The 24,515-nt window shown below is 52.5% G+C and carries 28 protein-coding genes; 6 read left to right on the top strand and 22 right to left on the bottom strand.

Features of this window, described 5'->3' with window-relative positions:
* Nucleotides 1-22: 22 nt before the first annotated feature.
* Genes IXC47_RS11495 through IXC47_RS11480 form a run of 4 tightly spaced genes read right to left on the bottom strand, consistent with a single transcriptional unit; the run spans nt 23 to nt 2,939 of the window.
* The gene (locus IXC47_RS11495) at nt 23-577 is read right to left on the bottom strand and encodes a pilus assembly protein PilP (RefSeq protein WP_195875704.1); all 555 of its coding nucleotides are present in this window, start codon (nt 575-577) and stop codon (nt 23-25) included.
* A complete protein-coding gene (locus IXC47_RS11490; protein WP_175624675.1) occupies nt 574-1,233 on the bottom strand; it encodes a type IV pilus inner membrane component PilO in 660 nt (219 codons plus the stop codon). The genes IXC47_RS11495 and IXC47_RS11490 overlap by 4 nt, the downstream gene beginning before the upstream one ends.
* A gap of 15 nt (nt 1,234-1,248) precedes the next feature.
* Nucleotides 1,249-1,860, bottom strand: a complete 612-nt coding sequence (locus IXC47_RS11485; RefSeq protein WP_175624674.1) for a PilN domain-containing protein — start codon at nt 1,858-1,860, stop codon at nt 1,249-1,251.
* Nucleotides 1,857-2,939 carry a pilus assembly protein PilM gene (locus IXC47_RS11480; RefSeq protein WP_175624673.1) on the bottom strand — a complete coding sequence of 361 codons (1,083 nt, stop codon included), beginning with the start codon at nt 2,937-2,939 and terminating at the stop codon, nt 1,857-1,859. The genes IXC47_RS11485 and IXC47_RS11480 overlap by 4 nt, the downstream gene beginning before the upstream one ends.
* A gap of 334 nt (nt 2,940-3,273) precedes the next feature.
* Here IXC47_RS11480 and IXC47_RS11475 point away from each other — a divergent pair, with 334 nt between their 5' ends.
* Nucleotides 3,274-5,628, top strand: coding sequence for a penicillin-binding protein 1A (locus tag IXC47_RS11475; protein WP_175624672.1), 2,355 nt, complete (start codon nt 3,274-3,276; stop codon nt 5,626-5,628).
* Between the two features lie 59 nt (nt 5,629-5,687).
* On the opposite strand, the gene cyaY is transcribed toward IXC47_RS11475, so the two are convergent.
* Nucleotides 5,688-6,026 carry an iron donor protein CyaY gene (gene cyaY / locus IXC47_RS11470; protein WP_175624671.1) on the bottom strand — a complete coding sequence of 113 codons (339 nt, stop codon included), beginning with the start codon at nt 6,024-6,026 and terminating at the stop codon, nt 5,688-5,690.
* A 40-nt stretch (nt 6,027-6,066) separates the two neighbouring features.
* On the opposite strand from cyaY, the gene lptM reads away from it, so the two are divergent.
* Nucleotides 6,067-6,276, top strand: coding sequence for an LPS translocon maturation chaperone LptM (lptM, locus tag IXC47_RS19580; RefSeq protein WP_175624670.1), 210 nt, complete (start codon nt 6,067-6,069; stop codon nt 6,274-6,276).
* 8 nt (nt 6,277-6,284) lie between these two features.
* Complete coding sequence (lysA, locus tag IXC47_RS11460) at nt 6,285-7,568, top strand: diaminopimelate decarboxylase (protein WP_175624669.1); 1,284 nt, start codon at nt 6,285-6,287, stop codon at nt 7,566-7,568.
* A gap of 39 nt (nt 7,569-7,607) precedes the next feature.
* On the opposite strand, the gene IXC47_RS11455 is transcribed toward lysA, so the two are convergent.
* The 5 genes from IXC47_RS11455 to IXC47_RS11435 all read right to left on the bottom strand — a co-directional run bounded on the left by IXC47_RS11455 (nt 7,608) and on the right by IXC47_RS11435 (nt 13,634).
* The gene (locus tag IXC47_RS11455; RefSeq protein WP_175624668.1) at nt 7,608-8,249 is read right to left on the bottom strand and encodes a protein-methionine-sulfoxide reductase heme-binding subunit MsrQ; all 642 of its coding nucleotides are present in this window, start codon (nt 8,247-8,249) and stop codon (nt 7,608-7,610) included.
* A gap of 43 nt (nt 8,250-8,292) precedes the next feature.
* On the bottom strand, nt 8,293-9,273 hold the full coding sequence (gene msrP / locus IXC47_RS11450) for a protein-methionine-sulfoxide reductase catalytic subunit MsrP (protein WP_195875703.1): 981 nt from the start codon (nt 9,271-9,273) through the stop codon (nt 8,293-8,295).
* A 145-nt stretch (nt 9,274-9,418) separates the two neighbouring features.
* Nucleotides 9,419-10,570 (bottom strand): c-type cytochrome biogenesis protein CcsB, encoded by a 1,152-nt coding sequence (gene ccsB, locus IXC47_RS11445; RefSeq protein ID WP_175624666.1) that lies wholly within the window; start codon nt 10,568-10,570, stop codon nt 9,419-9,421.
* Nucleotides 10,571-10,705: 135 nt separating this feature from the next.
* Nucleotides 10,706-12,829 carry a cytochrome c biogenesis protein ResB gene (locus IXC47_RS11440; RefSeq protein ID WP_195875702.1) on the bottom strand — a complete coding sequence of 708 codons (2,124 nt, stop codon included), beginning with the start codon at nt 12,827-12,829 and terminating at the stop codon, nt 10,706-10,708.
* A 145-nt stretch (nt 12,830-12,974) separates the two neighbouring features.
* Entirely contained in the window at nt 12,975-13,634 is a 660-nt protein-coding gene (locus IXC47_RS11435) for a c-type cytochrome (protein ID WP_175624664.1), read from the bottom strand.
* A gap of 161 nt (nt 13,635-13,795) precedes the next feature.
* Between IXC47_RS11435 and yihA the strand changes: the two genes are divergently transcribed.
* From yihA to IXC47_RS11420, 3 genes are all read left to right on the top strand, one after another.
* Complete coding sequence (gene yihA / locus IXC47_RS11430) at nt 13,796-14,503, top strand: ribosome biogenesis GTP-binding protein YihA/YsxC (RefSeq protein ID WP_175624663.1); 708 nt, start codon at nt 13,796-13,798, stop codon at nt 14,501-14,503.
* A gap of 220 nt (nt 14,504-14,723) precedes the next feature.
* Nucleotides 14,724-15,737: a porphobilinogen synthase gene (gene hemB / locus IXC47_RS11425; RefSeq protein WP_175624662.1), complete on the top strand. Its 1,014-nt coding sequence runs from the start codon at nt 14,724-14,726 to the stop codon at nt 15,735-15,737.
* A 20-nt stretch (nt 15,738-15,757) separates the two neighbouring features.
* A complete protein-coding gene (locus IXC47_RS11420; protein WP_175624661.1) occupies nt 15,758-16,057 on the top strand; it encodes a hypothetical protein in 300 nt (99 codons plus the stop codon).
* A gap of 44 nt (nt 16,058-16,101) precedes the next feature.
* Here IXC47_RS11420 and IXC47_RS11415 read toward each other — a convergent pair whose 3' ends face one another.
* The 12 genes from IXC47_RS11415 to infA form a co-directional block, all read right to left on the bottom strand.
* Nucleotides 16,102-16,740 carry a peroxiredoxin gene (locus tag IXC47_RS11415; RefSeq protein ID WP_175624660.1) on the bottom strand — a complete coding sequence of 213 codons (639 nt, stop codon included), beginning with the start codon at nt 16,738-16,740 and terminating at the stop codon, nt 16,102-16,104.
* A 125-nt stretch (nt 16,741-16,865) separates the two neighbouring features.
* Nucleotides 16,866-18,677, bottom strand: a complete 1,812-nt coding sequence (dsbD, locus tag IXC47_RS11410; RefSeq protein ID WP_195875701.1) for a protein-disulfide reductase DsbD — start codon at nt 18,675-18,677, stop codon at nt 16,866-16,868.
* Nucleotides 18,670-19,011, bottom strand: a complete 342-nt coding sequence (cutA, locus tag IXC47_RS11405) for a divalent-cation tolerance protein CutA (protein ID WP_175624659.1) — start codon at nt 19,009-19,011, stop codon at nt 18,670-18,672. Before cutA ends, dsbD begins: the two co-directional genes overlap by 8 nt.
* A gap of 17 nt (nt 19,012-19,028) precedes the next feature.
* Nucleotides 19,029-19,814: an ABC transporter permease gene (locus IXC47_RS11400; protein WP_195875700.1), complete on the bottom strand. Its 786-nt coding sequence runs from the start codon at nt 19,812-19,814 to the stop codon at nt 19,029-19,031.
* The gene (locus IXC47_RS11395; RefSeq protein ID WP_175624657.1) at nt 19,811-20,743 is read right to left on the bottom strand and encodes an ATP-binding cassette domain-containing protein; all 933 of its coding nucleotides are present in this window, start codon (nt 20,741-20,743) and stop codon (nt 19,811-19,813) included. Before IXC47_RS11395 ends, IXC47_RS11400 begins: the two co-directional genes overlap by 4 nt.
* A 129-nt stretch (nt 20,744-20,872) precedes the next feature.
* Entirely contained in the window at nt 20,873-21,268 is a 396-nt protein-coding gene (gene rplQ, locus IXC47_RS11390) for a 50S ribosomal protein L17 (RefSeq protein WP_012081227.1), read from the bottom strand.
* Between the two features lie 140 nt (nt 21,269-21,408).
* Nucleotides 21,409-22,386 (bottom strand): DNA-directed RNA polymerase subunit alpha, encoded by a 978-nt coding sequence (locus tag IXC47_RS11385; protein ID WP_012081228.1) that lies wholly within the window; start codon nt 22,384-22,386, stop codon nt 21,409-21,411.
* A gap of 93 nt (nt 22,387-22,479) precedes the next feature.
* Nucleotides 22,480-23,103 carry a 30S ribosomal protein S4 gene (gene rpsD, locus IXC47_RS11380; protein ID WP_175624655.1) on the bottom strand — a complete coding sequence of 208 codons (624 nt, stop codon included), beginning with the start codon at nt 23,101-23,103 and terminating at the stop codon, nt 22,480-22,482.
* Nucleotides 23,104-23,284: 181 nt separating this feature from the next.
* Nucleotides 23,285-23,689, bottom strand: a complete 405-nt coding sequence (gene rpsK, locus IXC47_RS11375; protein ID WP_007875349.1) for a 30S ribosomal protein S11 — start codon at nt 23,687-23,689, stop codon at nt 23,285-23,287.
* A gap of 45 nt (nt 23,690-23,734) precedes the next feature.
* Nucleotides 23,735-24,100, bottom strand: a complete 366-nt coding sequence (gene rpsM / locus IXC47_RS11370; RefSeq protein WP_124574231.1) for a 30S ribosomal protein S13 — start codon at nt 24,098-24,100, stop codon at nt 23,735-23,737.
* A 28-nt stretch (nt 24,101-24,128) separates the two neighbouring features.
* The gene (rpmJ, locus tag IXC47_RS11365; protein ID WP_012081231.1) at nt 24,129-24,242 is read right to left on the bottom strand and encodes a 50S ribosomal protein L36; all 114 of its coding nucleotides are present in this window, start codon (nt 24,240-24,242) and stop codon (nt 24,129-24,131) included.
* A 40-nt stretch (nt 24,243-24,282) separates the two neighbouring features.
* Complete coding sequence (infA, locus tag IXC47_RS11360) at nt 24,283-24,501, bottom strand: translation initiation factor IF-1 (RefSeq protein WP_005663428.1); 219 nt, start codon at nt 24,499-24,501, stop codon at nt 24,283-24,285.
* Nucleotides 24,502-24,515 lie beyond the last annotated feature (14 nt).

The raw sequence follows: 24,515 nt of genomic DNA, 5'->3' as shown, positions 1-24,515 counted from the left end.
TTGAATTGTTTTTGTAGCGTGATCATTTTTGCGACTCCTGCAACTCCAGCTTGGCCTCACGCTCGACCCAGTCACCGGCCGCATCCTGAACTACTTCCTTCAACGACACATCGCTTTCAGTAATTTTGGTCACCATGCCGAGGTTTTGCCCGACATAATTCCCCACCTTAACCTGGTAAATCGACTTGTCGACTTGCAGCAAGGCATACGTCAAACCGGGCTTGGTCAGTGTGCCGACCATGACTACGGTGTCCAGCGGAAAACTCTCCAGTGCTTCACGGCGCCTATCCAAATCCGGGCGTATGGTGCCGCCATCCTTGCGTGCCTTGGCCAAGGCCATCGCTAATTTGTTCGGGCTGTAGGGGTCTTCGCGATTCTTCGCGTCGTAGCTGAACGGAGTAAATTTTTTCGGTTCGGATAAAGGTTTGATGGATACGCGCGTCTGTTGACGCACTTCCTTCATCCACTGGCTGACATCTGCGGTGCCGCTATCGCCGCAGCCAGACAAGCTTGCTGCCAGCAGAACCAGCGCTGCAGTTTTAATACGGGGAATACGGGCGGAGATGCGCATCATCATTTTTTGCCACCTTTTTTATTGCCCGCCGCCGCTTTGCGTTGTGCCGCGACTTCTTCATCATCCAGATAGCGGAAAGTTTTGGCCACCGCATCCAGGGTCAGGGTATTTCCCTTGGCTACCACCAGATTCATATTATTCAGCGTCACAATCCGCGGCAGATTCGCGATATCACTGGAGAAGGCTCCGACGTCGTGATAGCTGCCCGTTACCTTGATCACAATCGGCAACTCGGCGTAGTAATCACGCACCACGACTTGTCCAGGCTTGAATAATTCGAAAGCGAGGCCGCGTCCCAAACCCGCCTGGTTAATGTCCGATAACAAAGCATCCATCTCGGCCTTGCTCGGCAATTGTTTTTCCAGCGTAGAGACGTATTCGTTTACCTGTTCTTTTTGCTTGCGCAAACCGACCAGATTGATAGCTTGCTGCACCTTGGACTTGTACGCATCCTTCAGCGTCACCTCTTCGGCCACTGCGCGATCCAGCTCATCAAGCTGATCACTCCAGTACAGATACCAGCCCACTCCGAGCACCGCCACCATCACGCCAGCTGCGCACAACATGCGCGGCACAACCGGCCACTGGCCAGGATGCAAGCCATTCAGGTCACGGAACTGTGCACTGATCGATTCCCCAATATTTTTCAGATCTGCCATGGTGCCTGTCTCATATCAAGGTTTCCGTGCAGCAGCGACTGGCGCGGCCACAGCGGCGGGATCCTGGTCACGTGGACGCTTGATACCGGCATTGATGGTGAATTCAAATACTTTCTTCGCATCCTTGCCCGAGCCTATGCCGGTGGAGCGGATTTCTATCAAGTCCGGACGCTCCAGCCACGGCGAGTTGTTACCCAGGTTGCGCAACAACTCCGACACCCGCTCGTTCGATTGTGCATAACCATTCAGGAGTACACGCTGGCCATCCTGTTTAAAGGACTTCAGGTAGACACCTTCCGGCACTTGTTGCGCCAACTCATCCATCAGGTAAACCGGTTGGTTGCGATCACTTTGCAAATCTTCTACCGCCTGCTGACGCGCCTTCAGTGCTTCGATTTCCTGCTTCAGATTGGCCACTTCCTTGATCTCGCCATCTAGTCTTGTATTCTCTGCCTTGATGAAAGAATTGCGGGCTTGCTGTTCCGACAGTTGCGAAGAAAAATAAGCGCCGACCGCGATCACGATCAGGGCACCAAAAATCCCGCTCAACAACATCAACGCAACGAAATCTTTTTGCTTCTGTTTGCGCCGCTCTTCACGATGCGGCAATAAATTAATGCGGATCATCGGTCAAACCTCCGCATCGCCAGACCACAGGCCACCAGATACGCGGGCGCTTCGATACGCAATTGTTTCTCGCGCACGTTCGGACTCAGTTGCATGCCTTTGAATGGGCTGACCACAGACGCCGATAACTTGGTGCGATTCGCAACGGTTTCCACCATGCCCGGGATAATGGCGCAGCCACCGGCCAGGAATAACTGGTCGACACGGGTATAAGGGGTGGAGGTAAAGAAGAATTGAATCGCGCGCGTTACTTCCTGCGCTGCAGTTTCAAGGAAAGGCTCGAGGATTTCAGTCTGATATCCATCCGGCAAATCATTGTTGCGCTTTTTAACCTCGGCCTCTTCGTACGACAAGCCGTAGGTACGCACTATCTCTTGCGTCAATTGATGGCCGCCAAACGGTTGCTCACGTTCGTAGATCAATTGGTCATCCAGCAGCATGGAGACATGCATGACTTGTGAACCAATCTGGAACAAAGCCAGGATCTGCCCCTTGGCGCGATTCGGCATCTGCTCGGTCAGGCGGGAGATTGCGGCGCGCGCCGCATAAGATTCGATATCCATGATGGTCGGCTTGAGACCCGCGGCCTCGGCCACGGCCACCCTGTCTTCGACTTTTTCCTTGCGGGTCGCAGCAAGCATGACTTCGACGTCATCCGGCGAATTCTCAACCAGACCGATCACATCAAAGTCCAGACGCACTTCATCCAGCGCAAACGGAATGTACTGGCTGGCTTCGGTTTCAACCTGCAATTCCAGGCCTTCTTCCGATAAATTGCTAGGAAGTATGATCTTTTTGGTAATAACTGAAGCGGGCGGCATGCCCATGGCAGCTACCTTGGCGCGGGTGCCACTCTTTTTCCACACGCGCAGCACGGCATCCGATACCTGATCGATATTTTCGATATTACCGTCCACCACCGCACCTCGCGGTAATGGTTCTGAGGCGAAACACTCCAAACGCAGCTCGTTTTTCCCAACCTCAGACAATTCAACGAGTTTCACCCCGGAACTACTAATATCCAAACCTATCAATGGCGGATTTTTCTTGCCGAATAATGAGCCTAAATCTAAAGCCAAGGGCAGTTCTCCCCAGAAACGTTGTTTAGTATATGAACGCCATGCCGTTTAGCTTGTCAAAAACTCGACCGGAATGAAAAAGTAATGATTTTTCGATAAAAATCGTTTAAAAACTTATATTTAGAGCACATTGGTAAAACGTTACATTAAATCGTAGCAACAAGCCTTGAAAAGTGTAAAGCACTTTCCACAAAGTAATTTGCAAATCCGTTGCCAAAAATCCACGCGGAAAAACCGATGTTGCAATTAGCTGGATTTATTAGTAACAATCACGCCCCCAGGCGGCAGCCAGCTATAATGGCTCGAATATCGACCCCTCACTTTTCCTCCCTGCATGGCTTCCAAACAATCATCGTCCGATAGCTCCGAATCAAAATCACCTAAAAAACGCGCACCGAATCTGGCACTCCGACTCACTCTCGGAGTCATCGGCCTGATTACCGGCCTGGGTGTGATAGGCGCATTGATATTGGTATTCGCCTTGGCCATGGCCTATCCGAACCTGCCAGCGCTGGATTCACTGACCGACTATCGCCCCAAGATACCGCTACGCATTTTCTCTGCAGATAACGTCTTAATTGGCGAATTTGGCGAAGAAAGACGGAACTTGGTCCACATCCGGGAAATTCCGGACATCATGAAGAAAGCCGTGCTGGCGATCGAAGATGACCGTTTCTTTGAACACGGTGGTGTGGACTATGTCGGCATCGTGCGCGCAGCCGTGCACAACCTGAGTGGCGGTGCACGTCAGGGCGCGTCCACCATTACGCAGCAGGTAGCCCGCAACTTCTTCCTGTCCAGCGAACAAACGCTGAAACGCAAGATTTACGAAGTATTGCTGGCATGGAAAATCGAGAAAAACCTGACCAAGGATCAGATCCTCGAGGTCTATATGAATCAAATCTATCTGGGTCAGCGCGCCTACGGCTTCTCGTCCGCCGCCCAGATTTATTACGGCAAGAAATTGCAGCAGATCACTATCGCTGAAGCGGCGATGCTGGCCGGTCTGCCCAAAGCACCTTCCGCCTACAATCCGGTCGTCAATCCGAAACGTGCCAAGGCGCGTCAGCAATACATTTTGCAGCGCATGTACCAGCTGGGCTATATCAGCGAACCGGAATACATGCAGGCCAAGGATGAAGAGCTCAAGATCAAGACAAATAGCAGCGAGTTCGGCGTACATGCTGAATACGTAGCGGAGATGACGCGCCAACTGGTGTACGAACAATTCAAGGAAGAAACCTATACCCGCGGCCTGAATGTCTTCACCACCATCACCAAGGCTGACCAGGACGCTGCTTACCTTGCGGTCCGTCGTGGCGTCATGGATTATGAAAAGCGCCATGGCTATCGCGGCCCGGAAAGCTTTATCGAAATCCCGAACAATAAAGAAGAAGCAGAAGCCGCCATCGAAGTCGAACTGGCCAACCATCCTGATAGTGACGATCTGGTCGCTGCAGTCGTGCTGGAAGCCACACCGAAACTGGTACGTGCAGTACTGGTATCCGGCGAAGAGATCCAGATTGAAGGTGCAGGCCTGACCTTTGCCGCCAACCTGCTGAGCGAAAAAGCTGCGCCGAACAAACGCGTCAAACGCGGCGCAGTGATCCGCGTCATGCAGGAAGGCAAGACCTGGAGCATCATCCAGATGCCAGAAGTACAGTCAGCTTTCGTTGCCGCCAATACCGATGACGGCGCGATCCGCGCACTGGTCGGCGGTTTCGACTTTAACCGCAACAAATTCAACCACGTCACGCAAGCCTGGCGTCAACCTGGCTCTTCGTTCAAGCCCTTTATCTATTCCGCCTCGCTGGAAAAAGGCTTGTCGCCTGCGACCATCATCAATGATGCGCCTATCAGCTTCGATGCCGGCCAGACTGGCGGACAGCCATGGGAACCGAAGAACTACGATGGCAAATACGATGGCCCTATGACCATGCGCAAAGGTCTGGCCAAGTCGAAAAATATGATTTCGATCCGTATCCTGCACAAAATCGGCGCGAAATACGGCCAGGAATACATCACGCGTTTCGGCTTTGATGCCGACAAGAACCCGCCGTATCTGACACTGGCGCTGGGCGCTGGCAATGTCACGCCACTGCAAATGGCAGCAGCCTATGCTGTGTTCGCCAATGGTGGCTACAAGGTCAGCCCGTACATGATCTCCAAGATCTCCGACGCCAATGGCAAGACATTGTCTGAAGTCAAACCCGAGCGCGCTGGCGACGAAAACAATCGCGTCATCGATCCACGCAATGCTTTCCTGATGGACAGCATGCTCAAGGGCGTCGTCACCTCCGGCACCGCAGTCAAGGCGATGGCACTCAAGCGCACCGACCTGGCAGGCAAAACCGGTACCACCAATGACTCCTTTGATGCCTGGTTCGCGGGCTATCAGCCGAATATCGTCGGCGTGGCTTGGATAGGTTTTGACCAGCCGAAAAACCTGGGTAATCGCGAAACCGGTGGCGGCCTCGCGTTACCGATCTGGATCAACTACATGCAGAAGGCGCTCAAGGATGTGCCTATGGTTGAGCGCACCGTGCCGGAAGGCATAGTAACGGTCAATGGCGAATACTATTACGCGGAAAGCCCACCGGGATTAGGGGTACGTAACCTGGATGCGGGCGAGGCAAGCAGCCCGTCCAACGCACCGACCAAAGATGAAGTGAAGAACGAACTGTTCTAATTTTGACAATAAAAAAGCGGGATGCCCTCATCAGGCATCCCGCTTTTTTACATCTGTAATCAATGTGCGTCTTGCAACACCACGTCCACGCCACCCTGCTGGCTGACCATTTCCGACAAAGCAGCAAATAACTCGGCGCCGTCACGCGTATTCACCCATTGTGTGCCTGCAGCCTTGAAATGAAAGCCGCCGGATTTGGCCGCTACCCAGAGCTCCTGCATAGGCGCCTGGCTGTTAACGATGATTTTTGTGCCGTTATCGATAAATTCGATCTCCAGCACATTGCCGCTACGCGTGCATTCCACGTCCAGCTCGCTGGTATCAGCCAAATCTTCCAGGCTGGCTTCAATTTGGTCCAAAGTTGCTTCTGCTTGCTTCAGGAATTCTGATTCGGTCATGCTACACTCCAACACGTTTCGTTAAACAGTGATTCTAATCGTGAAGTCCCAATCTGGTTTATCGCGCTTCGTCGCGTTGCTTCCTACTCTTGCCGGCATCGCCTGCATCAGCCTGCTCGCCGGTTGCGGCCAAAAAGGCCCGCTCTACATGCCGGGCACCAAGCCGCCATCCGGGCAGAACAAGAAAGCCGTGCCGACCATACCGACACAAACTCCTGCTCCTGTAGCTCCGTCATCCGAGACCAAGTAAAACCCATCATGTCGCATTTTTCTTACCAAGACGGTGTACTCTGCGCGGAGAATACACCGCTGGCGCAAATCGCCCAACAATTCGGCTCGCCGACTTACGTTTACTCCAAAGCAGCGCTGGTTGAAAACTTCTCCGCGTACGCTGACGCCTGCAAACAGCATGGCCGCAATGACGAAACCTCACTGGTTTGCTATTCCGTCAAATCAAACTCCAACCTGGCGGTACTAAACCTGCTCGGCAAACTGGGTTCTGGTTTCGATATCGTTTCCGGTGGCGAATTATTACGCGTATTGGCAGCCGGTGGCTCACCGCGCAAAGTTATTTTTTCCGGCGTCGGCAAATCGCGCGAAGAAATGCAACTCGCGCTGTCGCACGACATCCTGTGCTTCAACGTTGAATCGATCCCTGAATTGCACAGATTGAATGCGGTTGCCGCAGAAATGGGCAAAAAAGCTGCGGTCTCACTGCGCGTCAATCCGAACGTCGATGCTAAGACCCATCCTTACATCTCGACCGGCCTGAAAGATAACAAGTTCGGCATCGCCTATGAAGACACGCTGACGACTTATCGTGTCGCTGCAGCCTTGCCTAACATCGATGTCGTCGGCATCGACTGCCATATCGGTTCGCAATTGCTGGACGACGCTCCGCTGCTGGAAGCCGTCGACAAACTGATCGAACTGATAGACACGCTGGATGCTGAAGGCATCCATTTGCATCACCTGGATATCGGTGGCGGCATCGGCATCAACTACGACAATGATCAACCAGTCGCAGTGGGCGATTACCTGGCGCGTCTGTTTGCCAAGATAGACGCATGGCGCAAACAAAAACACGGCGGCGCACCGATCAAGGTTTTGTTTGAACCAGGTCGCTCCATCGTCGGTAATGCCGGCATCCTGCTGACCGAAGTCCAATACATCAAGCACGGCGAAACCAAAAACTTCGCCATCGTCGATGCGGCGATGAATGACCTGATGCGTCCGGCCATGTATGAAGCGTGGCACGGTGTCCTGCCGGTAAAGCAAAGCACTGCTGCTGCAGCGACCTACGATGTGGTTGGCCCGGTCTGCGAGTCCGGCGACTGGCTGGCACGCTCGCGTGAACTGGCGATAGAAGAAGGGGATTTGCTCGCCATCATGTCGGCGGGCGCGTATGGCATGACCATGTCATCCAACTACAACACACGTGGCAGGGCAGCAGAAGTCATGGTGGAAGGTGACAAGGTACACCTGATACGTAAGCGCGAAGCTGCCAGTGATTTGTTTGCACTGGAATCACTTCTGCCTTAAAGGTATAAACAAAAACGGGATGCAAAGCATCCCGTTTTTTTATGTTGCGCGCCCCACCACTACCGGTGTCCGGACACGTTTTTGCCACCACCAGACGACCCGCAGCAACAGCAACACACCCACGATAGAACCGAAGATAATAGGTTGCTCAAAATCGTGTTTGCCCGCCTTCATCCACCAGTAATGCAATATCCCCAGCAATGCGATCGCGTAGATCAGGCGATGCAGCCATTGCCAGCGTTTGCCACCCAGTCGTTTGACCATGCCATTGGTACTCGTCACTGCAAGCGGAATCAGCAATACAAACGCCGTGAAGCCCACGGTAATGAACGGGCGCTTGAGTACGTCTGCCCACATCTCGCTGACATCAAAGAAATGATCGAACCAGAAGAAGGTCATGAAATGCAGGCTGGCGTAGAAGAAGGCAAACAAACCCAGCATGCGGCGCAGCTTGAGCAACCAGTTCCATTTGCTGAAGCGACGTAGCGGCGTAATCGCCAGCGTCATGCACAGGAAGTACAAGGTCCAATCACCGGTATTGCGCGTGATGAACTCAATAGGATTGGCACCCAGCTGATCCGTTACCGTGAACACGGCAAGCCGGGCGAAAGGCAGCAAAGCCAGCAGGAACAGCACGCATTTCACTAGCGTGAGTTGGCGCGGAGAAGGATTTATATTCATGATGCTTAATTCGTCAGCCGCGCCCAAAGGTTACACAAGTAACTCAGAAAAATTTCTTCAAATCCATGCCGGTGTACAAGGAAGCAACCTGGCTATAACCATTGAACATCAGGGTCGGACGTTTCTTCGTGAACAAGCCATCCTCACCTATCCGACGCTCACTGGCTTGCGACCAGCGCGGATGATCCACCTGCGGATTTACGTTTGAATAAAAGCCGTATTCCCGTGGTGCGGCCAGATTCCATGCAGTGCGTGGCTGGTCTTTGACGAAGCGGATCTTGACGATGGACTTGGCCGACTTAAAGCCATACTTCCAGGGCGTCACTATGCGTACCGGCGCACCATTCTGATTCGGCAGTACTTCGCCATACATACCCAACGTCAACAGCGCCAGCGGATGATTCGCCTCGTCTATGCGCAAGCCTTCTACATACGGCCAGTCCAGCACCGCACGATTCAAACCATGCATTGCTTCCTTATCGGCGAGGGTCACGAATTCGACGTACTTGGCATTGGAATTAGGCTCTACCTTCTTAATCAATTCAGACAGGGAATAGCCTATCCACGGAATCACCATCGACCAGCCTTCTACGCAGCGCAAGCGATAAACACGCTCTTCCAGCGGTGCCAGCTTCAACAGGCTGTCGATATCCAGCGTCATCGGCTTCTTGATTTCTCCCTCTATCGAAACCGTCCAGGGGCGCGCCTTCATAGCGGACGCATAGCGCGCCGGACTCTCTTTATCGGTGCCGAATTCGTAGAAATTATTGTAGGTCGTGGCGTCTTTATAAGAGGTTTGCTTATCGAGTACCACGTAGGCCGGATTCGGCTGTGCTACCAGTTTTTGTGCAGTGGACGACGCAGCGAACGCTTCGCGCGAGGCCATCTCCAGCAATGCGCCACCGGCAATGGAGCCCACCGCCAGCTTGCGGATAAAGTCACGCCGCGACTCAAAAACATGGCGCGGCGTAATTTCTGATGCAAATGGAAGATCGATTCCATTCGAATTGCGTTTGATTAACATGGCGACTCCACATAAGGATAAGACTCCTGAACTTATTCAGACTCGCCAGCCTGCAAGGAGTTTCAAAACAGAAAGGGGAAACTGCAAATTCAGCTTCCCCTTTTTATTCGACTGCAAAAGTGTGTATTTTGCTTATGAAAAAATCTTACAGTTCTCCGTATGAATGCAAACCGGACAGGAACATATTCACCCCCAGGAATGCGAAGGTCGTGACCAGCAAACCGATAACCGCCCACCATGCCGCCACCTTGCCGCGCAAACCCTTCATCAAGCGCATGTGCAACCACGAAGCATAGTTAAGCCAGACGATCAGCGCCCAGGTCTCTTTCGGATCCCAGGACCAGTAGCCGCCCCACGCTTCTGCTGCCCACAAGGCGCCGAGGATGGTCGCAATCGTGAAGAAGGCGAAACCGACCGCGATCGCCTTGTACATCACATCATCCAGCACTTCCAGCGCAGGCAGGCGATCGACCAGCATGCCATGCGATTTCAACAAATAGGCAATCGCCACCATCGCAGCCAGCGCAAAAGTACCGTAACCGATGAAATTGGCTGGCACGTGTATCTTCATCCACCAGCTTTGCAGGGCAGGCACCAGCGGCTGGATTTCTGCCGCGTCGCGTGACACGGTGTACCAAAGCAGGAAGCCGACTGCAGCGGAAATCACCAACAACACAAACGGACCCAGTTGGCGCGTTGCATAGACTTGCTCGTAGTACAAATAAAACAAAGCAGTGATCATGCAAAACAGGATGAATACTTCATACAGATTCGAGACCGGGATATGGCCGACATCTGCCCCTATCAGGTAAGACTCGTACCAGCGCACCAGCATGCCGGTAAAACCCATCACCACTGCGGCCCAGCACAACTTGCTACCGAGCGAAGCTCCGGTCGCCGAGCGCGTAATCAGCCCCCCCCAGTAAAACACGGTGGACAAGAGGAACAGCGTGCTCATCCACAGGATCGCGGACTGGCTGGACAATAAATACTTGAGGAAAAATCGTTGGTCAGCGGCAGCCAGCGTGCCGCCGTACATCGAAATTGCAGACAGGGATAAAACCGCCAGCACAGCCATCAGCCAGCGCACCGATTTCCAGTACCAACCCAGCCAGGCAAAGGTCGGCGCGGCCAATACGAGGATGACTTCTTCGTACACATCCATGTGATGGCCGAAACGATTCAGCGCAAACAAAGATCCCGCCAGCAAAAGCGCGCCGTACACCCAGTCCAGCACTGTCAGCCGTTTAAAAAAACCGGGAGGCTGCGTATAAATCTGTTCTTGTACTGCATCCATTGCTATCTCCGTAATGATTACTACCAACCATCCGATGCTCCGTCAGGAGTGCATCGGATCAGCGCGGTGTAAATTCTTTATATGCATCTTTTATAAAAGCGGAACGCCTCATGTAACTAAGTATAGTTGACCGGCTTATTTCTGTGCGGGCCCAGCTTGCAACAGTTGCTGTTTAAATACTTCGAATTCTTTTTCGAAATCCAGAGTCTTGCGCTGCGAACTCATCGCCATGATGGCATGTGCACCGCCCCCCTCTTCCGATTTGATCCAGACCCAGACGCGGCGTTCACGTATATAAAACATCGAGAACACGCCCAGCACCAGCAACAAACAACCGAAGTAGACTATGTTTTTGCCTGGCGAGCGCGTCACTTGCAGCACTGATGCCTTGACCTCGTCAAAGCCTTGCAGTTGCAGATAAACCGGTGCGCCGTAGAAGAAAGAATCGGAAATCGCATTCGTCGCCAGTTGCAGGAAGCGGCCATGCTTTTCATCCAGCTCTACCGGTTTCAAGCCCTCTTTCTCGCGCGCGATCTGCCACAAATCCCACATGCTGCCATTCATGATTTTCATGAAAATATCGGCCGCCTTTTCCTGATCCTGCGCCGGAATACGCTCCAGGAATTTCGACACGGCAATATAACCCGCATCCTGTCCGTCACCGGCAAAAATAGTCAAACCCTTCAGCGCAGAAGCCTGCAATTGCGCACGCAAGGCGCTGACGCCATCACGTGCTTCCGGCAATGCGCGTTGCGCATAGCGCTGTGCCGCCAGTTCGCGCAGTTGCGGATTCAGGATAGCGCCACGCAAGCGCATCCACTCATCTACAGTATCGTTTTCGTCGGCCGGTATGCGCAGGAAACGGAATTGATCGGCCGGCGATTCCCGCATGCCTGCCAGGAAGACATAAGCACCGTCCACCAGCACCGGCTGCATATAGTTGTGATATTCACGCGCCTGGCCATTACGGTCGCGCAATTTGTACTGCACACTCGGACCGACGTTTTTCAGGTCTTTATTGTTGGCGGTCTTGGCCGCGGAGCCGAGATGCTTGTCAAAGCTGGACGACAAACCCTGGTTCGGATTCACGGCGCGCACATCCTGACCATTCTTCGCCATATTCTCGACGTTGAAAGCGCGGAAACCGGACCACTCGACTGTGTAATCTGCGTTCTTGCCGGAAGCCGCCAGCGGCGTACTGCCACCTACCTCGCCCTGCAACGAGAACGAATTATGCACGACGCCCTGCATCGGATAGCCGACCACTTTCAATTTACTGCCGCCATCTTCAAACGAAGACTGATACACCGCCACGCCGCGATAAATCAAAGGCTCATTCACCTTGATCGTGGCAGGAAAGACTTTGCCGTTTTCATGATCGGTCACCACCACTTCACTGGCAAACAATTTAGGCATGCCGGTCGAGTAGTAATCGATGATGAAGCGCTTGAGCTGGATGGTGAATGGCAGATCCTGAATCAGCACACCGTCCTGCTGCGAAATAATCGCGGTGCTGCTGCTACTTCCTTCCGGGATCAAGGTATTGCCGCGGAAAGTCGGATTACCCAAACCCAAACGGTGTTGCTCGGGAATTTGCGCAATGATACCGTTGCCGATAAATGGTGTTTTATCGAACAACAGCTTTTGTATGCGTATCGGCAAGTCGGAATCGAGCAAGCCACCGAGACAAATAATCACGATGGACGCATGCGCAAAGATATAGCCCCATTTATTGCCTGCACCCTGCTTGGCCGCAATCAACGTAGCATTTTCTTTTTCCACGATTTTGGTTTTATAGCCATTCGCCGTGACCCGCGCCAGCGTTTGCGCGGTCAGGGCCGCGCGTGAAATATCGACACGCCATTCAGCTTTGTGATGGAAATTGCGCAACGATTGTTCGCGCACGTTTTCACGCCAGCTGCGCATATCCTTCAGCATCTTGGGCGCATTACGCAGCAGGCACAAAGAAGTGGATACAACGAGGAAGCCCATGATCACCAGGAACCACCAGGTGGAATACACGGCGTACAGGTTCAGCTTGCTGAAAACTTCAAACCAGAAAGGACCAAACTGATTGACATAGTTAGTCATCGGTTCGTTTTGTTTGAGGACGGTACCGATAATCGACGCAATCGAAATCAGGGTCAGCAAACTAATTGCAAAACGCATCGAGGACAACAGTTCTACACCATCTGCCAACCAACGGCGGCTGGTCTGCAACTCCCAGCCACCCGTACTTGTTTCTGTTTCGCTCGTCATTCCATCTTCCTCAATCTGCTACCAGGACTGCAGTCGGCCACATGCACAGCCGTAAGTATTGGCTGTTTGGCACGACGTCTCCGTATAAAACAAAAAGGGGTAGCCTGAGCCACCCCTTTTTATTATTTTTCTTGGTAGGTATTTATTATTTCAGGCCAGCCACATAATCCGATACTGCCTGAATTTCTTCATCTGACATCCGTTTGGCAACGGTGGTCATCAACTCGCTATTTTTACGTGTGCCTTGGCGGAAGGCGACCAGTTGCGCCTGGGTATAAGTCTGATGCTGACCAGCCAGGCGTGGATACTGTGCTGGCAAACCGGCACCGTTAGCGCTATGGCAGGCGGCACAGGCAGGAACATTCTTCTCGGCGATGCCGCCGCGATAGATTTTCTTGCCCAGTTCAACCGTATCTTTGTTTTTTGCTGCGCCCGGAGTTGGCTTTTGCTTAGCCAGGTAGGCGATGACATTCTGGATATCTTCTTCCGTCATGCCTTTGGCGATAGGGGCCATGATCGCGTTATTACGCGCCGTGCCTTTGAAATCGACTAACTGTTTATGGATATAGGCACCGTGCTGCCCCGTCAGTTTCGGGTTCTCGGCGATGCTGGAATTGCCGGCAGCGCCATGGCAGGCGATACAAGCGGTGACATTACGGGTTGCGTCGCCAGTGTTGTAGAGGGCTTCTCCTTTAGCTGGATCGGCTTTGGCAACTTTCTTATCTTCAGAAGCATTCGCGGTAGCGGCAATTGCCAATAACGCAACGAACAAGGATTTTACGATTGGTATACAAATACGATTCATTCAAACACCCTGGAGACTTATTAATAAATTCTGCCCGATTGGCGACTTTATACTGCCACTTAAGATGCTAGTTCGCTTCTGCGGCGCAACAATGCGCAACCACTCATTGTACAATAGCTTTCCGGCATTTTTGCCACCCATTAAGCATTTTCTCCCATCCTATGTCCCTACTTTGGCAAGCCCGCTTCTTCACCACGGTCAATCATCTCCGTGACTTGCCAAAAACGCAAGTTCCCGAGATTGCATTTGCCGGCCGCTCCAACGCCGGTAAATCAACCGCGATCAATATACTGTGCAACCAGAAAAAACTGGCATTTGCGTCCAAAACTCCGGGCCGCACACAGCATATCAATTATTTTTCCATCGGCGGCGCCCACGTCGGACAGCACCGCAAGGATGAAACCCGGGTCGATGAGATCCGCGCCCTGCTGGTCGACTTGCCAGGCTATGGCTACGCCGAAGTATCCGGCTCGGCCAAATTGCACTGGCAAGAACTGCTGGGCGACTACGTCCAGCGCCGCGAACAGCTGGCCGCGCTGATCCTGATCGTCGATTCGCGCCGCCCGTTCACTGAGCTCGATATCCAGATGCTGGAATGGTTTGCTCCTACCGGCAAGCCCATCCACTGCCTGTTAACAAAATCAGACAAACTCAATCGCAACGATTCCGCCAATGCCTTGCGCACCGCACGTACCATATTGAGTAGCTATGTCGATGAAAATGGACAACCGTTTCCATTCACGGCGCAATTGTTCTCGTCGCTCAAACGCAGCGGCCTCGACGAAGCCACTGACAAGATCATAGACTTGCTGGGATTGAATGAGGAAGCAGAGGAAGAATCGAACGGCTCGGCCGAAGGCGATGTCTGACGATAACAGCTGTAGACAAAAAAAAGCCCTGGAGAAAGGGGAGTATCTCCAGGGCAATAACGCCATATCGCGCTTGTGCGACTTGGCCCCGCTCAGGGAGGAGAAGCGGGAGATGCAAAGCATCTGCTACTAGGATGAGCATGCGGCAAAAAAGTTTCATTTATTTTTTCCGTTTCGTTTTTAAGTAATTTAGACCACCCTCATTTCGCTGAAAACTGCCATGTCCAAACTTATACAAAACGCACAATTCCCTGCCCTGCGCATGCGCCGTATGCGCAAGGACGCATTCTCACGCGCCATGATGCGCGAGCACGTCGTCACTCCGGCGGATCTGATTTATCCGGTCTTCATTACCGAAGGTGAAAATCAGCGTGAGAAGGTGGCGTCGATGCCGGGCGTAGAACGCCTGTCGGTCGATTTGCTGCTGAGCGTGGCGGAAGAATGCGTGGAGCTGAACATCCCTGTCATGGCGCTCTTCCCAGTCATCCAGGCATCATTGAAAACACCGGACGGCATCGAAGCCTGCAATCCGAATGGCCTGGTACCACGCGCTGTGCGCGAACTGAAGAAGCGTTTCCCCGAGCTCGGAATATTGACAGATGTTGCGCTCGACCCGTACACCAGCCACGGCCAGGACGGCGTGCTGGATGCGCATGGCTATGTACTCAACGACGAGACCTGCGCCATCCTCACCAAACAGGCATTGGCACAAGCCGAAGCGGGAGTAGACATCGTCGCGCCTTCCGATATGATGGACGGTCGCATCGCTGCAATACGCTCGGCACTGGAATCACACCACCATATCTACACCCGCATCATGGCTTACTCCGCCAAATATGCGTCGGCTTTCTACGGCCCGTTCCGTGATGCGGTTGGCTCGTCGGCGACGCTGGGAAAAAGTAATAAATCGACTTACCAGATGGATCCTGCCAACAGCGATGAAGCCTTGCGCGAAGTGGCGCTGGACCTGGCGGAAGGCGCCGACATGGTCATGGTCAAACCCGGCATGCCGTATCTCGATATCGTGCGTCGGGTCAAAGATGAATTCAAGGTTCCGACCTTTGCCTATCAAGTCAGCGGTGAATACGCGATGATCAAAGCGGCGGCACAACAAGGCTGGCTGGATCATGACAAAACCATGATGGAATCCATGATCGCCTTCAAACGTGCAGGTGCTGATGGCGTGCTGACTTACTTTGCACGCGATATCGCGCGCCGCTTGAAGCTAGGCTAAAACCCGCAAGGCAAAATCAGATGAGCGACTCCTTATTCCTATTTTTATTTCCATTAATAGGAATAACGGTCGTCTTAGCAATATTGTGGGTGCCCAGCGTGTGGGTTCTGCATAGACGAGGTACGCTGCCTGCACAGAGTAAGAGAACACTTCTGTTTACGCTTGTCTCCGAGCTTATCATTGCAGCAGTATTAGTTTTGATCGCTGACTTTGTTGGGCTACGCAATCCTGCAGCTTATGTGATCATCATCGCACTTGCTACCGGGATTGTTGGTGCCGTCATCACCAAACATTTAGCGAGCAACCATACACCCCATTAAAAAAAGCATCCAAATGGATGCTTTTTTTATTTACTGCGTTCAGATTACTTATTCGGCTGTGGTGTCAGGCGCAGATAAGGACGCTCAGCTTTGAAGCCCTTAGGATACTTTTGCTTGATGACGGCTTCATCCTGCACGGTCAGCGGAATGATGACATCGTCACCATCACGCCAGTTGCCTGGTGTCGCAACGGTATAACCATCGGTCAGTTGCAGTGCATCGATCACGCGCAAGACTTCATCGAAGTTGCGGCCGGTGCTCATAGGGTAAGTAATGGTGAGGCGGATTTTCTTTTGCGGATCGATCACAAACAGCGAACGCACGGTAGCAGTCGCCGATTGATTTGGATGGATCATGTCGTACAAAGTAGAAACCGATTTGTCGGCATCTGCAACGATAGGGAAACCGACGACGGTTTTTTGTGTCGCTTCGATATCCTTGATCCACTCAACGTGTTTGTCAGCCGGATCAACGGACAGGGCAATCGCTTTCACATTGCGCTTGTCGAATTCTGGTTTCAGCTTGGCAGTCAGGCCCAGCTCGGTGGTGCAGACCGGCGTAAAGTCAGCCGGATGCGAAAATAAAACAACCCAGGAATCGCCTGCCCATTCGTGGAATTTAATTTTGCCGATCGACGAATCTTGTTCGAAATCGGGGGCAGTATCGCCTAAACGTAAAGTCATTGCTTTCTCCTTCGCTTCGTAATCATCAATGTCTGACTATAGCCTGGTCAGACTGCTTTCCCAACGACAAATAACAACTATACAAATAACGGGAAGCTATGATCATAGCGCAAGCCGGGCCGCGCTTAAAATTGCTTGATCAGCTCCAGTGATTGCGTGAATTTATCGGCATTCTGAAATCCGATCACACGACCACCCTGGATTTCCTGTCCGGCTTTATCAAAGAAAATAATGCCAGGCGGCCCGAATAAATTGAAGCGTCGCAACATGGCTTTATCCTCGGCATCATTCGCCGTGACATCCACCTGCAGCAAGACCATTTCAGAGAAGTGATTACGCACACGTTTATCGGTGAAAGTCAGCTTCTCCATCTCGATACAGGAGACACACCAATCCGCGTAGAAATCCAGCATCACATGCTTGCCCTTGGACTGTGCCAAAGCAGCATCCAGATCTGCTACTGTTTTCACCCGTTTAAACGTGACCTTCTCCTGCCGCTCGCCTTGCAAGTGTTCGAGTGGCGCCAGCGCATCACGGCCACCAGTCGCTACACCTACCAGTTGCAACATACCGAGTACCACGCACACCAGGCCAACTGCCTTGGAGAACCAGCCGCCTTTTGCGCCCCACAACAAATAAGCGCCGTAGCCTACGAACAGTGCCGTCCAGCCCAGCATTTGTGCGACCGCAGGAATCACCGGCGATACCATCCACAAAGCCACCGCCAGCATCAGCACGCCAAAAAAGCGCTTGACTGCATCCATCCACATACCAGCACGTGGCAACAATGCACCTGCCGACAAGCCGACCAGCAGCAAAGGCACACTCATGCCTATCGCCATTGCAAACAGCGCGCTGCCACCTATCATCACATCACGCGTCTGGCTGATGTACACCAAAGCACCAGCCAGCGGTGCGGCGACACATGGACCAACGATCAGCGCCGATATGGCGCCCATCACAAATACACCTATCAGCTTGCCTGCAGATTGCTTCTCTGATGCTTGCGTCAGGCGCGTTTGTATCGCGGCCGGCATCTGCAATTGATAAACGCCGAACATCGCCAGCGCCAGCACCGCCATTAACACCGCAAAAGTGCCGAGCACCCACGGATTCTGCAAGGCTGCGGCCAGTCCTTCGCCTACCAGACCGGCAGCGGTACCGAGCAGCGTATAAACAATCGCCATACCCAGCGAATACACCAGCGCCAGTATGAAACCGCGGCTGCGTTTTACCTGCGTGCCTTCACCGACAATAATGCTGGAAAGAATAGGCACCATAGGCAGCACACAAGGCGTAAACGCGAGACCCAATCCGAGCAGGAAGAACAGCGGCAATATGGTCAGCAGCTTGCCGCTTTTCAGCGAGCTTTCGATCTGCCCCATTTCGGTTTCAGGCAGAGCGCCGCCAGCTTGCTCGCCTGATCCAGCTGCGGACGATGTGAGCAAGGCGACCTTGCCATCACTCACCGAGAAACGCGCCTCGGTATCTATAGGCGAATAGCACAAGCCCTTATCGGAACAACCCTGGCTGGTCGAGATCAGCGTGAATGGCGCACTAGCCTCTACTGGTATCCGTACCGTTACGCTGTTGCGGAAGGTCTCTACGTCTTTCTGGAAGGTTTCATCGAATTTGATTTTGCCGTCAGGGATCTGCGGCTCGCCTAGCGTTGCACCGTTGGCCCTGAATGCAAAGCGCTCGCGGTACATGTAATAGCCATCTGCGATGGCGTAGGTGACGGCTATGGTTTGCGCATCGTCCATGCGCGCCGAGAATTTAAACGCCACTTCCGGCGCGAGGAACTCTTCATCTGCATGTGCCAGCGGCGTCAGCAGCGCAAGCATGAGCATGCAACTCAAGGCCAGCATGAATTTATGCAGCAATGATGTCATCATACGCTGTATGTCCAGCGGAACTGGCATCTGAATCTTAAACATTTCTATCCTTGTTGGTTTCCTGTCGTACCCAGTCCAAATAAGCTGACGCACCTTCAGTGACAGGAAAGGCAATAATTTCAGGCACTTCATATGGATGCAAAGCCTTGATCGCAGCTTCTACCTCGGCATAACGTGCTTGCGTTGTTTTGATCTGCAACATCACTTCACTTGCCTCCTCCAGCACACCTTGCCAGCGATACATCGAGTGTACGGCGGGCAGAATATTGACGCAGGCAACCAGTTGCTGTTCGAGCAAATGCCGCGACAGTTTTTTCGCACACTCCAGATCTGGCACATTGCTACACACAAGCAATACTTGCGCTGGTATCGACATCGCCATCCGTCCTTCGTTCAATTCAACAAACGCTTACGCGTCAACACGATCGCTGCATAAAAGGCAACAATGCAGTAAGCCAGCAATATACCGATATCCAACAAAGGTGCAGATGGCCAATGACCAAGCAGCAACGGTCGCACCAGGTTCACCGCCGCTCCCAGCGGCAAGACGCTGGCTATGCCTTGCAACCATCCGGGTAACTGCGCTACCGGATAGTACACGCCTGACAAGAAAACCATAGGCGTCAGTACCAGCGTGAAATAGTAGGTGAAAAAATCGTAACCTTTAGCCAACGCGTTCACGATCAGCCCCAGTGAAGCATACATCATCCCGATCAGGAACAGCAAGGGCAACACCAGCAATGTATGCGGGTGCAGACCTATACCTAGGGCGAAGATCACCAGCAAAATCGCCAGGCCGGAAATCAGCGCTTTGGTCGCCGCCCACAGCATCTCAGCCAGCACCACATCATCCAATGCCAGTGGCGCATTCAGCAGCGCTTCCCAAGTCTTTTGCACATGCATGCGCGAGAATGCCGAGTACAGCGCTTCAAACGAAACCGCCATCATGATGGACATGCAGATAGAGCCGGAAGCGAGGTACTGGATGTACGGAATGCCATCGACGTGGGTCAGCAGACTGCCCAAACCATAACCGAAAGCGAGCAAGGTAATCAAGGGATCGGCAATATTACCCAGCACGCTGGCGCCAGCCAGTTTTTTCCATACCAGGAAGTTGCGCTGCCAGATCGGGAACGCGCGCGTGGAGAATGCCGGGAATGTGTAGTTGGTCGATTTCAATCTCGCATCTCCCGACCGGTTAGCTTGAGGAACACATCTTCCAGATTCGCTGGCCGGTGTACGTAACGAACGTTAGCAGTGTGTGCAAGGCCATGCAGCAAAGGCTGCGCGTCATCCGTGTAGCAGAAGATGGTTTCGCCACTGACTTCGTAGCGCGCTGCCTGCGCCCGCCCTTGCTGCGCGCCCCATGCAGCCGCGCCATCGCCATACACTTCCAGCACCTGGCTTTCTATATGCTGCGCGATCAGTTCGCGTGGCGAGCCTTCGGCGATCAGCTGACCGTAATCCATCACGGCCAGGCGGTCGCACAAGCGCTCTGCTTCATCCATGAAGTGGGTGGTGAGGAATATGGTTTTGCCACGCGCCAGCAAGGTTTTGAGACGTTCCCAGATCATGTGGCGCGCTTGCGGATCCAGCCCGGTAGTTGGCTCATCCATGAAGATCAGATCGGGATCGTTCACCAAGGCACGTGCCAGTGTCAGGCGTCGCCGCATACCGCCGGATAACTCGCCTATTTGTGCATCCTTTTTATTGGTGAGATTGGCAAACTCCAACAAGGATGGGATGCGCGCAAGAATGGTTTTGTCCGGCAAGCCAAAATAGCGGCCGAACACCAGCAGGTTTTCTTCTACCGTAAAGTCAGGATCAAGATTATCTCCCTGCGGCACGACGCCGACACGGGTGCGTGCCTCGCGCGCATGATCCGGAATCGCATGTCCGACCAGGGTAATGCTGCCGCTATCTGGCGCAGTCAGGCCCAGGCACAAGCGTAGCGTGGTCGTCTTGCCCGCACCATTCGGTCCCAGCAAACCGTAACACTCGCCACGACGCAGGGAGAAAGAAAGGCCGTCGATTACTTTACTACCGCTGCCGTTGCGACCAAAGGACTTATGCAGGTCGGTGACAGCAAGTATGGCGGTATCAGTCATAGGCACATGGCTCTTGATTAATTATGCCCATCTTGCCACAAGCTGGCCTGCCAGATGACAGCGCAGAAAAGCAAAAAGCCAGGCTAGGCCTGGCATTTTTATATTTGCTATCGCTATGCGATGGCTGGCTTATTCGCCGCTGTTGTCTTCTACTGCTTCGGTGGTGTCTGGACGATCAACCAGTTCAACGAAAGCCATAGGTGCATTGTCGCCAACGCGGAAACCCATTTTCAGGATACGCAGGTAGCCGCCGTTGCGGTTAGCGTAACGTGGGCCCAATTCAGCGAACAGTTTGACAACCATTTCACGATCGCGCAGACGGTTGAATGCGAGGCGTTTGTTTGCCAGGCTGTCAGTTTTGCCCAAGGTCAGGATCGGTTCAATAACGCGACGCAGTTCTTTTGCTTTTGGCAACGTGGTTTTGATTGCTTCGTGACGCAGCAGGGAAACAGTCATGTTGCGCAACATCGCGAGACGGTGCGAAGAGGTACGATTTAATTTACGGAGGCCGTGACGGTGACGCATGGTAATACCTTTCTAGTTGAGTTTAAATCCAGTTCTTCTATCGCCACTACCTGAAGCAGGGACGCGGACCGGTATCTATATTTTTACGACGGTGGATTTTACTACAAAAGGGATAGGGTTGCCCCTATCCCCGTTACTAATTACTTCTCCAAACCAGCTGGTGGCCAGTTTTCGAGTTTCATGCCCAAAGTCAAACCACGGGATGCCAGTACTTCCTTGATTTCGTTCAGGGACTTACGGCCGAGGTTAGGCGTTTTCAACAGTTCATTTTCGCTACGTTGGATCAGATCACCAATGTAGTAAATGTTTTCTGCTTTGAGGCAGTTAGCCGAACGTACTGTCAGTTCCAGATCATCAACTGGGCGCAACAGGATAGGATCAACTGCAGGTGCGCGCGATGGAGCATCTGCCGGTGCTTCTGTACCTTCCAGAGCAGCGAATACATTCAGTTGATCAACCAGAACGCGTGCCGATTGACGGATCGCTTCTTCTGGCGAGATCACACCGTTGGTTTCGATGTTGATAACCAGTTTGTCCAGATCGGTACGTTGTTCAACGCGAGCCGATTCAACAGCGTAGGAAACACGACGTACAGGCGAGAACGAAGCGTCCAGGATGATACGACCAATGGTCTTGTTGGTATCTTCGGACAGGCGACGTACGTTACCTGGTACATAACCACGGCCTTTTTCGACTTTGATTTGCATGTCGAGTTTGCCGCCAGCGGTCAGGTGAGCGATCACGTGATCCGGATTAACCAGTTCTACGTCGTGTGGCAATTCGATATCGGATGCCAACACTGCGCCTTCGCCGTCTTTCTTCAGGGTCAGGGTGACGTCGTCACGGTTGTGCAACTTGAACACAACGCCCTTCAGGTTCAACAACAGATCAACAACGTCTTCCTGCACGCCGTCGAGTGAAGAATATTCGTGCACAACACCAGCGATTGTCACTTCTGTCGGCGCGTAGCCAACCATCGAGGACAACAGGACGCGACGCAGCGCGTTACCCAGTGTGTGGCCGTAGCCGCGTTCAAACGGTTCCATCACGACTTTAGCGTGACCAGCACCGAGCACTTCAACTTCAATAATACGTGGCTTCAACAAACTGTTTTGCATGAAATGTCCTTTTCAATACCCTCGGCTCATTACACCGATAAGGCTGATGGCATTACGAGAAAAGCCCACCAGAAGGTGGGCCGGGATTCTTTATTAACGGGAATACAATTCGACGATCAGCGATTCGTTGACGTCGTTAGCGATTTCGCTGCGATCTGGAGCTGCCTTGTAGGTGCCTTCCATTTTCTTCGCATCAACCGAAACCCACGAAGGCATACCGGTTTGCTCAGCCAGCGACAGGGCTTCAACGATACGCGCTTGCTTTTTCGATTTTTCACGAACAGCGATTACGTCGCCTGGTTTAACTTGGTACGAAGCGATATTGACAACGATACCGTTGACGGTGAACGCTTTGTGCGAAACCAGTTGACGCGCTTCAGCACGGGTCGAACCGAAACCCATACGGTAGGTAACGTTGTCCAGACGCGCTTCCAGCAACTTCAACAGTGTTTCACCGGTGTTGCCTTTACGACGGTCTGCTTCTGCAAAGTAGCGGCGGAATTGACGTTCCAGGATGCCGTACATGCGTTTAACTTTTTGCTTCTCACGCAATTGATTGCCGTAGTCAGAGGTACGAGCACCGGAAGTGCGACCATGTTGACCAGGTTTCGAATCAAGTTTGCATTTCGAGTCCAGCGAACGACGTGCGCTTTTCAGGAAAAGGTCGGTACCTTCACGACGGGAGAGCTTAGCTTTAGGTCCAATATAACGTGCCACGAGAGTTTCCTTTAAATATATGACGCTCCGAATGAATTTTTTGTTTATTAAAATTCATCACAAATTCATTGAGCGCTAGTCTGTGCGGCTTGCAACAGACGGTGGGCTTAAGAACAAAACCCGCCAAGGTCTTTGGCGGGCGAATTACGGTACTACAAACTACCGTTGATACAACAAATGCTTAGATACGACGACGCTTAGGTGGGCGGCAACCGTTATGTGGCACTGGTGTAACGTCTTGAATCTGGGTAATTTTGATACCGAGATTGTTCAACGCACGCACAGCCGATTCACGGCCTGGGCCTGGGCCCTTGATGCGAACTTCCAGATTCTTGATGCCGCATTCGATCGCGACTTTACCTGCTGCTTCAGCTGCAACCTGCGCTGCAAACGGAGTCGATTTACGCGAACCCTTGAAGCCAGCACCGCCAGACGTTGCCCATGACAGCGCATTGCCTTGACGATCGGTGATCGTGATGATGGTGTTGTTGAAAGACGCGTGTACGTGCGCGATGCCTTCAGCAACGTTCTTTTTAACTTTCTTACGCACACGTGCTGCTGCGGCGTTATTAGGTGCTTTTGCCATTATTCTTTCCTTGAATCCGACGTCTAATCGAACTGCTTACTTGAATTATTTCTTCAGCGATTGTGCTGCTTTACGCGGACCCTTGCGAGTACGTGCATTCGTACGGGTACGTTGACCACGGCAAGGCAGACCTTTGCGATGACGCATACCACGATAGCAACCCAAGTCCATCAGGCGCTTGATGTTCATCGAGAGTTCACGGCGCAGATCGCCTTCAACGATGAATTTTGCAATCTCATCGCGCAGCTTCTCGAGCTCGTTGTCGTCCAGATCTTTGACCTTTTTAGTGGTCGGAACACCAGCGGTTTCGCAAATTTTTTGCGAACGTGGGCGGCCAATACCATAAATCGCTGTCAAGCCGATTACGGTATGTTGGTGGTTGGGTACGTTTACCCCTGCGATACGTGCCATTCGTTATTCCTCAATCAATAACGTTAAATTAACCTTGGCGCTGCTTATGACGCGGTTCGATGCAAATTACTCGAACGACGCCCTTGCGCTTGATGATCTTACAGTTGCGGCAGATCCGCTTAACTGATGCGAGCACTTTCATTTTTGCCCTCTTTCTTACAGTTCTTGATTCGTTTTTAAAGTTACTTAGTACGGAACACAATACGTGCCCTACTTAAATCATAAGGTGTCAACTCTACCGTCACCTTGTCGCCAGGGAGAATGCGTATATAGTTCATACGCATTTTTCCTGAAATATGACCAAGCACTACGTGCCCATTTTCCAACTTAACTCGAAATGTTGCGTTCGGGAGATTTTCTAGAATCTCCCCCTGCATTTGGATTACGTCGTCTTTTGCCATTCGTTCGCCCGTTT

This window comes from Herminiimonas contaminans, assembly GCF_015645465.1.
GTDB lineage: Bacteria > Pseudomonadota > Gammaproteobacteria > Burkholderiales > Burkholderiaceae_D > Oxalicibacterium > Oxalicibacterium contaminans.
The sequence above is the reverse complement of the archived record's forward strand: the minus strand, read 5'-3'. Positions and strand labels throughout refer to the sequence as shown.